Annotated in this window: 13 protein-coding genes; all 13 read right to left on the bottom strand. The window is 29.8% G+C overall.

Features of this window, described 5'->3' with window-relative positions:
- Positions 1-29: 29 nt before the first annotated feature.
- Entirely contained in the window at positions 30-551 is a 522-nt protein-coding gene (locus tag ACJDUH_RS07700; RefSeq protein ID WP_406764568.1) for a DUF2812 domain-containing protein, read from the bottom strand.
- 194 nt (positions 552-745) lie between these two features.
- The gene (locus tag ACJDUH_RS07695; RefSeq protein WP_406764567.1) at positions 746-1,000 is read right to left on the bottom strand and encodes a GNAT family N-acetyltransferase; all 255 of its coding nucleotides are present in this window, start codon (positions 998-1,000) and stop codon (positions 746-748) included.
- 319 nt (positions 1,001-1,319) lie between these two features.
- Positions 1,320-1,778 carry an NUDIX hydrolase gene (locus ACJDUH_RS07690; RefSeq protein ID WP_406764566.1) on the bottom strand — a complete coding sequence of 153 codons (459 nt, stop codon included), beginning with the start codon at positions 1,776-1,778 and terminating at the stop codon, positions 1,320-1,322.
- Between the two features lie 187 nt (positions 1,779-1,965).
- The gene (locus tag ACJDUH_RS07685; RefSeq protein ID WP_406764565.1) at positions 1,966-2,322 is read right to left on the bottom strand and encodes a hypothetical protein; all 357 of its coding nucleotides are present in this window, start codon (positions 2,320-2,322) and stop codon (positions 1,966-1,968) included.
- Between the two features lie 83 nt (positions 2,323-2,405).
- The gene (locus ACJDUH_RS07680; protein ID WP_406764564.1) at positions 2,406-3,143 is read right to left on the bottom strand and encodes a hypothetical protein; all 738 of its coding nucleotides are present in this window, start codon (positions 3,141-3,143) and stop codon (positions 2,406-2,408) included.
- Between the two features lie 382 nt (positions 3,144-3,525).
- Positions 3,526-3,984 carry a GNAT family N-acetyltransferase gene (locus ACJDUH_RS07675; RefSeq protein ID WP_406764563.1) on the bottom strand — a complete coding sequence of 153 codons (459 nt, stop codon included), beginning with the start codon at positions 3,982-3,984 and terminating at the stop codon, positions 3,526-3,528.
- 56 nt (positions 3,985-4,040) lie between these two features.
- Positions 4,041-4,184, bottom strand: a complete 144-nt coding sequence (locus ACJDUH_RS07670) for a hypothetical protein (RefSeq protein ID WP_406764562.1) — start codon at positions 4,182-4,184, stop codon at positions 4,041-4,043.
- A gap of 556 nt (positions 4,185-4,740) precedes the next feature.
- The gene (locus tag ACJDUH_RS07665; RefSeq protein ID WP_406764561.1) at positions 4,741-5,136 is read right to left on the bottom strand and encodes a contact-dependent growth inhibition system immunity protein; all 396 of its coding nucleotides are present in this window, start codon (positions 5,134-5,136) and stop codon (positions 4,741-4,743) included.
- Between the two features lie 212 nt (positions 5,137-5,348).
- On the bottom strand, positions 5,349-6,170 hold the full coding sequence (locus ACJDUH_RS07660) for an enhanced serine sensitivity protein SseB (RefSeq protein WP_406764560.1): 822 nt from the start codon (positions 6,168-6,170) through the stop codon (positions 5,349-5,351).
- Between the two features lie 164 nt (positions 6,171-6,334).
- Positions 6,335-7,990 (bottom strand): tetratricopeptide repeat protein, encoded by a 1,656-nt coding sequence (locus ACJDUH_RS07655; RefSeq protein ID WP_406764559.1) that lies wholly within the window; start codon positions 7,988-7,990, stop codon positions 6,335-6,337.
- Positions 7,975-9,669: a molecular chaperone HscC gene (locus tag ACJDUH_RS07650; protein WP_479723053.1), complete on the bottom strand. Its 1,695-nt coding sequence runs from the start codon at positions 9,667-9,669 to the stop codon at positions 7,975-7,977. Before ACJDUH_RS07650 ends, ACJDUH_RS07655 begins: the two co-directional genes overlap by 16 nt.
- 365 nt (positions 9,670-10,034) lie before the next feature.
- Entirely contained in the window at positions 10,035-10,247 is a 213-nt protein-coding gene (locus ACJDUH_RS07645; RefSeq protein ID WP_406764557.1) for a DUF3006 domain-containing protein, read from the bottom strand.
- A gap of 12 nt (positions 10,248-10,259) precedes the next feature.
- On the bottom strand, positions 10,260-11,618 hold the full coding sequence (locus ACJDUH_RS07640) for a ComEC/Rec2 family competence protein (RefSeq protein WP_406764556.1): 1,359 nt from the start codon (positions 11,616-11,618) through the stop codon (positions 10,260-10,262).
- Positions 11,619-11,823 lie beyond the last annotated feature (205 nt).

Genomic DNA, 11,823 nt, shown 5'->3' with positions numbered 1-11,823 from the left:
AACATGAAAAGCGCGTATAACTATTTTTCTTATTTCATCCTGTCAGCGTTGGAACCATCATCATATTCTAATGAATACTTTTTAAATGAAGAAGCAGCTATAAAAAACATAAAACTAGTTAAATAAAATAATGCGGAAGATAATCTAAATAAACTGTTCACTGTAGACGCTAACGCAATCTGAGAAGAACCCAGGCACAAGTAGCATACACCTAAGGCCATAGATGAATTGTACTTTTTCATTAATATCTTATATTTCAGATAATTGTCAGCATAAACGTGAATTTCCCCTTTTGCAGCATCTTTTCTGAACAGAGCCCAAGTTGATGAATTGCATACAAGCTCAATGTCACTATCTATAATCTGTTTTCTTATATTGTCCAATTCCCTTTTACTCTTATCAAAATATATATACTCGTAATTATATTCGCAAGAGCACTCTTCAAATGTATAGCGTATGCCATTCGTATAAATAAGCTTCCAACCTTTCTGCTTGTTAAGCCAGTTCTCCTCAGTTCTTATATTAGTAAACAATTTTGTTATCTTTTTCATACTTTCTCTCCCATCAGTTAAACATACATAATATATACGCTTTATTTTCTAAAACCATGATTATAGAGCTCCTTTATATTAAAAAAAATTAATCTTTATATAATTGCCTGCATTGCTTCTGTTGTGTATCCGAATCCCCATGCTTTTTTCCCAAGATTATATGCTATTTCAAACTTTGTGTACTCTTCATCTACTTAAATCAATCCAGTTCCCAGTATATCTCCCGTTTTCTTTAATAAAATTGCCCACCTATACCAATCATCAGCATCTATTTTACTTAATTCTTTTCTTACCCATTCAATAGTTTTGTTTATCTCATTATGACTTTCCCATAACATATATTTTGCTACATCAGGGTCTCTTTCCCAACACTCAAATACATCTTGTACATCTTCCATACAAAATGGTCGCAATACTAATCTATCTGTTTCCAATATTGGTGTTTTCATTCCTATATTCCCATTTGTTATAATATATAAATACTTTTTAAATCACATTTTTATTATCCCGTATTATTCCAATTATAACATATATAGTATTAACATCATATGCTATGTTCCTAACCAATCTTAAATAAAAAAGCCCGTGATCATGAATATCACAGACTACTTAGCAATTGATTATATGCATAATTGGAAGTTGATTAATTACTGATATATTTCTTTTTGTAATAATATATGTTGCTTTACAATATAAGAAAAATGCGTAACAAAAAATACTGCAAATTCATTTTTTATGAATAGTTCGATATTTAAATCTTTCACAGTTTTACATTTCAATTACTTCACTGTATTGGATGTTATTTCTATAGTCGTCAAGTACTGCTTTTCTAATATCAATAATTTCATCTGGAAGGTCATTTATTTTAAACCACTTTAATTCTGAACATTTATCTGATTCCAGAATTTTAGGTGCACCATCATACTTATTAACTACAAAGTAAATATCATAATATGTTCTTCCTCCATTATTGCTAACACGATGAGATAAATGAACAAAAGATAAATCTATAATATTCACATCAATCCCCAACTCTTCTTCACATTCTCGCACAACAGCCATTTTAGCTGTTTCACCTTCGTCAACATGTCCACTGCCTGCTATATCCCACTTCCCATCTTGATAGCCAGTATTTTTTCTATGATGCAGTAAAATTTGAACATTACTATCTTTCTTCTGTAATATAATTGGAAATATTGCTGATAATGACTTAAAATGTTCTCCCATTTTTTTCACCTCCACAAATTACTAATAATTCCTTTAATTAAACCCATAGCTATATTATAAATTCTCACACACCTTACTTTTTGCTACTCCAATAGTGACCGTCCATTTTCTTTTTTGTTTTTGTTCATTGTTAATTCGTAAAATTTTACTCTTGCTTCGCAAGATATGAAATTTATGAACTATAGCTCTAAATATTATTTTCTTTCTCAAATTCATTTAATACATCTTTATAATCTTCAGAATCAAGCAAATCACTATAAAATTGACTTTTATATTCATTAATCCTAATTGAAGTAGGATAAAGCTTATATATATTTTTGATAAATGATTCTCTGGCTTTTTTATGTAAAACTTTATAAATAGTCCATACCATCATGTCTTTACATGAATCATTATAACCAACCACTGCTTCAACATTATTCCATATTATTGATAAGTTTTCTGAATAAAATCCAGATTCACTTAATACTTCTCCATCAGATAAGTCAATTTCAAAAGGCCAGGCATTTAATACCTCATTAAATTTTGCTTCAAAAGTCCCCATTTGATTATATACCCTCCTTCATAAGATATTAGTAATTTACTTACTATTGCGTCTTATAAGAAAAATATGCAATAAGTTTTATATCATTTATTATAAAAATACACTTTCCACGCCTTATTTTTATGCTCTATTCTCCCTCTAGTACTCGCTCTGCTCTTATTCCGTTCAAGGTTATTATACATCTCATCCATGTTATGATATTCACCTATAACATAGAAATTTATATTAATCGCTTTATCATCTCTATAAATATTTGAGAAATCTATTAATAAGCCCTTCTGAACCAATTCAAATAATTTATTTTTTACTTCATTATCTATTGGATATATTTTTCTCTTTTTATTAGTTGTAACACTTTCAATAATTTTATTTGATATTACCTCCCTAATAGCAGATATATCCCTACAATATAATTTACAAAACCAACCATCATCATGGGCAAGATAAAAGAAATTGTTATTTATTCTATCTATAAATGGAGTTTTTAAAGGTTCGCCAAAATGAGATAAGTATAATACTTCTGCTTTTTCTTCAGGGGTACAATTATCCAAGTCTATTTCATTTTTATAATCTATCCAATGAAAATTACCTAACCCATATAAATCCTCTTTGCATAGTTCTGAAAAGCCATCTCCATTAACAGTTTCTAACCACCAATTATAATTAAAATTATTACCAATAAATTTCCCATCAGTTATTAAAATATTATCTATTTTAGTTGGATTACATTTGATAAATTCCTTAAATTCCATACCATAAAAAATAGTATACTGTTTTTCAATATTTGCGTTTATATAAAATACATCCCTTAATTTTCTCATAGAACTTCGCCCTTTCAATTTCGTATTTAAATGCAACTCCGAATTAACTTTATAAATAACATTTTACTATAAAACCACTTACATTTTCATCATATCCCATAAGTCATTAACTTCACAAATAATACGTCTTATAAATTCTTAATGCAGTATGCTAGTGAATACGCTAAATATTTACAAGATGACTACGCATTACACACCATACGAAGCCACCCTCACGCAAGAAATGGGGGTGCAGTATTTTATATAACGCCTTACATGAAAATAGGCTACATGGCGCAATTAATTTCCGCAATGTAACCTATTCTTATTTTATTATAGTTGTTGAATAATAGAAGAATATTGTGAATTAATATAACTTCTGATTATGCTTATTTTGCGGGAGTTATAGGAATTTATTCATTGATGTATAATTTGATACTCGAAATCCAAGATTTTCATATAATGGTTTCCCTTTTTCAGTCGACATTAAATCAACTGCGGCAACGCCTAATAGCTTTGCTTCCGATAAAAGTTCAGTCATAACTTTCGTTGCAATGCCTTTTCCTCTATATTGAGGGTATGTAAAAACATTGTATACCGTACCTACAAGATATGATGAAAACGCTATTAGCGGAGGTCTTTCCACGATTGACATAAATGCAGTTGCTAATACTTCATTTTCATTCTCGGCAATGATAGCAATAAATCCCTTGTTAAGGTGTTGAGTAAAATATTCTTCTAACTTCGTTCTAATATCTTGCACTTCTTCCGAAGAAGACACACCTTTTTCTGCAAACAGGTATTCCATACGAATCTTTATGAGGAGGTCAATATCCTCTTTAACCGTTTTTCTTACTTTCATGTTTTGCACCACCTTATATTTATAATCTTCAGTTCGCACTTTTCTACTATTGTAAACTAACTTCTTTTATCATCAACAGAACCCCATGCAACAAATATAAAACCAAAAACATATATCGGAATTGCTAATCCATATGCTCCAGGTATCATATACATTGTTGCTATTATTAATAAAGTACATCCAAAGATCAACTTTTTCATAAAATCACCCCTATTTATTTGTTCGCTTAAAAATACGAAGACGTCCCAATCGCTTATATTAATTATACCTTTATTACCTTAAACTGGATATAAAAAAATAATGTATGATTCTTAATAAAATAATACATTCATTTAAGACGTAATATATGAATAAAGTAAAGTAACTAAACTATTTCTTAAAATACTTTCAACTTCTTCTTTATCTTTCTTAATAAATTCTACCTTTATTTTTTTAATTCTCTACTGTTCTAAAATTTCCTATAACTGGTGCATAATATCACACAAAATTACTATAATTTAGATTTGTTGAAAGTTACAAAAATAATTATAGATACTATAATGACAATAGAAAAAATAAATAAATGAAATAGCCATTGAAGATAATATTATCTCTTGAATTATTGGAATCCAATTAAACTTTGTTTTACCTAATTAATAAAATATAAACATCAACATTCATATAAATAAACTAATATAAGAATGATAGAAATACTTATTTTTAATAGCTTCCTTTTTTTGTGCTAAACCTACTGATCACCGATCATGTATCCATTTTTTAAATAAATCTCTTACAGAAAGAACCAAGTTTATTTTTTAATGCATTTATATTTTTCTCAAGTATATCCTCAAAATCTGTCTTATATATAGGGTTGTTCTCCCAAAAACTATTATCTACCCTTAAAACTGTATCTAAAAGGTCACCACTATACATATTACCTTCAGCAAAGATATTATCTTCAAGCGTTTCTAATGCTAAAGGGATTAGATAGTCTAACCCTATTTTTTGCCCTATCATGATTCTTAAATCTTCGACTTCGAAAATTCCTATTGCCTTTTTCCTTAACTTGTAACAAGTCAAAATTGAAGGCGAGTCAAGATTTGGTCCGCCCCAGTTTTGCCCTTCAAGTTCCTGTATTGATTTATTTCTATCAAAGTGAAAATATTTTTCCATCTCATCACCTCGCAAACTTTATACAGCTTATGTTTCACAATTTCTTACAAGTCATAATTACTTTAATATATAAATTATACAACTTATGGAATAAAAACACCAATAAAAAAGCCTGTGATCATTATATTCACAGACTACTTAGCAATTTAGTATATGGATATTAAAAGCCAAATAACTGCATCCATAGTAATTGTTGCTAAATATTTTTCTATTTAAAATAGTCCAAACTTTTTCTTTTTATAGAACGGTTCAATATTACTTGTCGCATTGCGTCCAAAATCGGAATCATATGGTATCAAGTCAATAATCATGCCGTTTAAGTGACTCATTGCAACATTAGCTATTCCATCAAATATTTCTCTCCTGTCACCTATAAAATCTATAATTAGTAAATAGCTCTGTTCTCCTTCTTTTATCATTAACTGCAAATACGCTGCCTGTACATTTTTTTGCTTTTTTAAATAATTCGAAATGGCATTAACCATTTCTTTAGGATAAATACGTGGTTGTCCCAATTGAACTGTAGTATCTTTCTTTACCACTTGTTCAACTACGCACCCCTTTGCACGTCTTTCTTTCTCATCCTTTAAGGCTCCTATCATAGTTTTATTAAATGTAATATTTTCGCCATGAGAATTAATTACAAATCCATCCGAATTACCTCTTTCATCTAATACCATTCTAGCTAAATCATCAAAAGTTACAATTAAAGTCTGCTGATTTTCAACTTTATGCCACTTCCATAATTCCTCCCAATCAGTAAAAGCTAAAAAGAATTGTTGATTAGCTGTATTTTCTATTACACTAAAATTGATTATTGTATTTTCCTTCAACACAACCTCACTATCACTTGAAGGCCCTGGTATTGGTGAGATGATTACAGGTGAAATAAAGTGAGCTTTCATCATCTCATTAATTACTCTGTCTTGATTCTCTTTAGTGTTAATTATTTTCATTTCTTTTATAGCCACTACTAGATCCGGATTGATAACTGGTTTATTTACATCAAACATTTGAATTTTCCTTTCTATCAATTATTCAAATTAATCTTTTCACCATCATTTAAATTTTATAATAAATCCATCCATTAGATATATTTATAAATCCACTCTCCAGCTTGTACTGCTAATCCATAGTTTACGAAATTCCGTAGCTAATATTCTTTTTTTCTGTGTAAGTAGCTGCAATTGACGAATATTCATTTGGCCTCTGTTTTTACACTAATAAAATCAGATACTATATCTTCTTTCCCATCCTTAATACTTGCAATTTTATATGTATATACAGTTTCAGGCTCTAAGTTACTTTCAGTAAATTTCGTATCCTTGGTTACTCCAATAAGTTTATACTTATTAGAAGTATTATCATGCATATAAACATTATACATTTCTGCCCCTCGTATCTTATCCCAGCTTAACTCAATTTTCTTAGCAGTTACATTTTCAACAGAGATTTGTGTATTTGGAATAGTAATTATTCTATATATAAACACTATCCCTATAACTAATATTAAAGCAACCAAAATATGACTTACTATAGTTATAATTAATGAAAATATCTTTTTTAGTTTAAATCTTACTTGCCCTGCTTTTTTGCTCTCCCCTAATATTAAATATAGTTTTTTTAAATTTTTTATTATGAAAAGATTCCAAGGTTCTTTCTCATAAGAAGCCTCATAGTTATGTAAAATCCAATTTAAATATTTTCTTGCCTCATCTGCATATGATTCAAAGTCTAAACAATCTAAAAATATATTTTGGGCTTTTTTTATTTCTTTGAATTTCTTTTGTCTGAAATAAAATTTACCTAATAAAAGTCGTAACTCTATATTATTGGAGTCAAGCTTTATTAAGCCTTTACAAAAGTTAATTGCACTGCTATAATGGCAGTTATTGTAATATATATTAGCAATATAAAGAGGCGTCTTTTTGTCTTGATTATTAATATTTATAGCATCTCTAAATAATAATTTAGCCCTTCTAAGCTCTCCCCTTCTAAGGTAAACTTCCGCTTTCATGCACATTAAATCTGGGTCATCACAAAAAATCTCATTTGCCAGTGATAAATATTTATCAGCTTTTTTTAAATCTTTATTTTTAAGAGCATCAAAAACTAATCGTCTATATTCCAAGAAAGCATCGTAATCTATTCCTTCTTTTTTACTTAAATATTGATATCTAAGCCATATCTCTTTTCCTAATTGGTCCAACAAGAAACTTCTTGAATAATCATTGTATAAATCTCTAAGATGGTTTCCTTCTTCACTCCAGTGAAAAGTTTTATTTAATTCTTGCAAAACCTCTTTAGGTACATAAGGAAAATATAATAAAAAGTTAAGTATTCTCTTACTTATAATATTTTTATAATTTAAATTCCATAAATTATCTGTGTTTAAAATGCTCTTCCAATTTTCAACATCAATTCTTTTATGAAAATCCTTATAAAGATTTTGTACCTTATCTAAAAACTCTTCTATAAAACTTTCCATCTTTTCATTAGTATGATCTACTGTTGAATTAGTGTTATCTATACTTTCATAAGATCTTTTCTCATTAGTAAAATCTTCCGTAAAATTAACCTTATTTAGTTTTTTAGATTTAATTTCTTCATAATTTTTTTCTTTAGAAATAATATCTTTTTCAAATTCAAATAATTTATCATAACTATTTACTTTTTTATTTTTCGCCAGTTTTAAAGCTCTATCATAGGCTTCACGGAGAATTTGATACCCAGTAGGATCTTCCTCTGGGTTATGTAACTTTAATTTCTTTGCATACGCTTTTTTTATTGCTCCAACTTCTTCAGTAGGCTTTATTTCTAATACACTCCAAATATTCATTAATAATCTACCCATCCCTCAAGCTGTTCTAATCTTTCTCTAAATTCTTTAGCCGCTTTAGCAACTTTTCTTTCCTCTTGTGTATATAAAGCCTGTTCAAAGATTTCAATCAAATTACCTACATATTGACGTTTTTCCCCTAAAGTTTCTTCGTACATTCTTTCAGCCTTTGCAATTAACAGTTTATTTTCCATTTTATCTCTTGGATGTATTTTAATTTTCTTTAATTCATCTAGCCTCTTTTCAATTTCCCTTTCAGACATACCTTCTTGGTTTTTATTGACAACTATTCTATTTTTCACTCCAGTACTCAAAACTAAAACTTCTACCTCTAATATCCCATTAATATCATAAGTAAATCTTACATCTATCCCTTGATTCCCACGCTTGTCCTTCGGAACTTTAACTTCAAGCTCTCCTAATTTTATATTTTCCTCAACGCGCCGACTTTCGCCTTGATAAATTTTCACACTTATCTTATCTTGTTTATCACGAACAGTTACAAAAGACTCCACCCTGCTAACAGGAATAGGAGTATTTCTTTCAATTATAGGGCTAAAATACCCCGCCTCAAAAGCGTTTTTATTTTTTTGCTTTGCAATTTCGATGCCTAAAGTATATGGGCATACATCTGTTAAAATAACTTCGCTTAATGCCTCATTTCTTTCCTTTAAAGCAACTTGAATAGCAGCTCCTAGTGCTACTGCTTCATCTGGATTAATATTTGAATATGGCAGCTTTCCAAACATCTTTCCAACTATATTCTTAATTATTGGCATTCTAGTTGCTCCACCAATAAGGATTACAGCATCCACCTCTCTTGGTGAAATTTCTGCGTCCATCAAAGCACGCTCCACAGGATGGCTTAATTTTAATAATAGTTTATCAGCTAATTTTTCAAATTGAAGTTTATTAATGCTTACTTCATAATTGCTTTCTTCCAAAGTAAAAGTCATTGTTCCAGAACCGTTTTCCCCTAATGACCGCTTGCACATTTCTCCTTGTTTATAAAGCAATGCTCTATCTTTAAAACTTAAAGTTTCTAAATCAATCTTTTCTTTATCTAAAAAATAATTAACCAAAAGATTGGTGAAATCTTCTCCCCCAAGAAAATTATTTCCTGCTATAGCCTTTACCTCCATAACTCCTTCAAACATTTCTAATATAGAAACATCAAAGGTTCCTCCACCTAAATCAAAAACAACAAACTTAGTTTCTGATTCCTCTTGATGTAATCCATAGGTTATAGCCGCAGCTGTTGGCTCGCTTATTAATCTTTCTACCTTTAAACCAGCTATTTCCGCAGCTTTTTTTGTTGCCTTTCTTTGTAAATCATTAAAATATGCTGGCACACTAATAACTGCTTCCGTTACTTCTTCTCCTAAAAATGCTTCTGCATCTTCCTTCAAAGATTTTAATATAAAGGAAGACAATTCTTCAGGTGAAAATGAATGTCTCCCCAGTTGGATTTTCTTATCTGTACCCATATATCTTTTAAAGGCTGATATCGTTAAATTAGGATGGCTAATTAAACGCTCTTTTGCAACTTTTCCGATAAGTATTTCATCATTTTCATCAATACTTACTACCGACGGTGTAAGTTTGTCGCCAAAAACATTTTGAATTATTTTAGGCCCTTCTTCACTCCAATATGCTACTAAGCTATTTGTTGTTCCTAAATCTATTCCAACCACTGTCAAATAAATCCCTCCATTATAATATCTGTAAATTGGATAAGATATCTCAGCTTCCCATTAAAGACATTAGTTTCATAATATTAACTTAGTTTATAATTTTATACACTATTATATTTCTACAATTCCTTAGAATTTTCCTCTTTTCTCAACAAAATTATAAATAAAAAGCGTCAGAGTTCTCCAGTATTTTTTGAATTGGAGATCGGCTACGTTTCATTTATACGTATACAATATGAACCATTTCTGAAATATTCATTAATAAATGATCGTCTTCTTCATACATGGCACAGATGGGAATTAGGTTATAAACCTAACAGAAAGAATAATGAAATACATAAAAAGGAGCTTTTTTAGCTCCTTAATCAATTCCACAAGTCTTTAGTTAATTCTTCAATTATTTTCTTTCGCTTTTCTGTTTCTATAATATCAATAGTAATTTCATCATCTAAAATGGCTAGTACATCTCCCTCTTTAGCCCCTGGAGGTAGTTTAGATTTCTCTATGTCAATCATGGTTCTATCTTCTTCTTCACATACAGCATAATTGCCTTCAAATCTATCAATTATTACTTTCATTCATATCACTCCTTATTGAGGTGGGTGGCAAACACTACAAGGTCCATAACCACCAGCTTTTGCATCATCTAAACTTATGGGAATTTGACTTTTACTCAAATATCTACAACCAGCTACATGATATTTTTTCCCTGAATTTGTTATATATACTGTAACACTTTTGTTTTGGCTTGGAGCAGGTGTTGGAGCCGGAGTTGGTTTTACAACTACAGAAGTTTGATTATTACTAGAGTTTGATGTTGAACTAGATGTAATGCCATTATAGCTTCCCGGTTGAGTATTGAAACTTACATTTTTTCCGTCACTTGTCGCAACTACAGTCCCATTTTCATCTGTTCTATATACAACTACACCTTTGTTTTTTAATCTATTTAGAGTCTCTTGAGTAGGATGCCCATAACTATTACCTTTACCAACACTTATTAAAGCATACTTTGGGTTTACTTTGTCTAAAAAGGTTTGGCTAGTAGAAGTTCTGCTACCATGATGTCCTACTTTTAAAACAGTTGCTGATAAATCTGATCTATTAGATAACATTTGGCTCTCAGAAGTTGCTTCAGCATCTCCTGTTAGAAGGAAAGATGTACTGCCATATGTAAGCTTAATTACTATAGAGTAATCATTAGCATCTTCATAGCCACTTCCGTTGGGTGCCAAAATAGTAGCGGTTGCATCACCAATTTTAAAAGAACTACCTACTACTGGAGCGGTAAGTTGAAGTCCTTTATTTTTAACTGCACTTATAAAATCTTGAAAGGTCTTAGTTGTAGAAGTTTGCTTTGGAAAATATACCTTTCCAACTTTAAATGAATTTATTATATAATCCATACTTCCTATATGATCTTCATGTGCATGAGTACCTACAACAACATCTAAAGCTTTTACTCCTTGGCTGTCTAAATAACTTTTAATAGTTTGAGTATCTTCATTATTGCCAGCATCTATAAGCATAGATGAATTGCCTTGTTGAACCAATATACAATCTGCTTGTCCTACATCAATAAAATGTACTTTGAGTTGTCCATTTACTACTGTTGTGTTATTTGATGATTCATTAGAAACAGGCTTAGAATCATTGTTTGTCTTAGCATCTGTAGCAGATGAACTTTGAGTTTCATTACTCTTTGAATTCTCTACATTAGATCCAGTTGCTTTTTTACCAGTTGAGGTTTGAATAGAATTATTATTTGAGCAGCTAACTCCAGAGACTATGATAAAAAACAACAATGCAAATATTCCAGAAGGTATTGCTCTAATTTTTTTAGTAAATTTATGATTTTTCCACATTAAAAAAATACCTAAAGGTGCAAACAAAATTAAAGCTATCCAAATAAACCAATTTCTATTATAAAACTTTTGTTTATAGCTCATTGTTATCCTCCTAACCTATAAATTATCAAATAATTTACTATTTCAACAAAAATAATCAAATTCCTTCTTTTTACAGAAAAAAAGAGCTTAACGCTCTAATATAATGCTTAGATATGCTATTGAAATGTTTGAACTTGAGTTAAGACAAAAACACTTAAAGGGTGTAATATAAATGGTTGCAGTCACAATATAGAAAACCATAATT

Origin of the sequence: Candidatus Clostridium radicumherbarum, from assembly GCF_045310525.1 — a bacterium.
GTDB lineage: Bacteria > Bacillota > Clostridia > Clostridiales > Clostridiaceae > Clostridium_AT > Clostridium_AT radicumherbarum.
The sequence above is the reverse complement of the archived record's forward strand: the minus strand, read 5'-3'. Positions and strand labels throughout refer to the sequence as shown.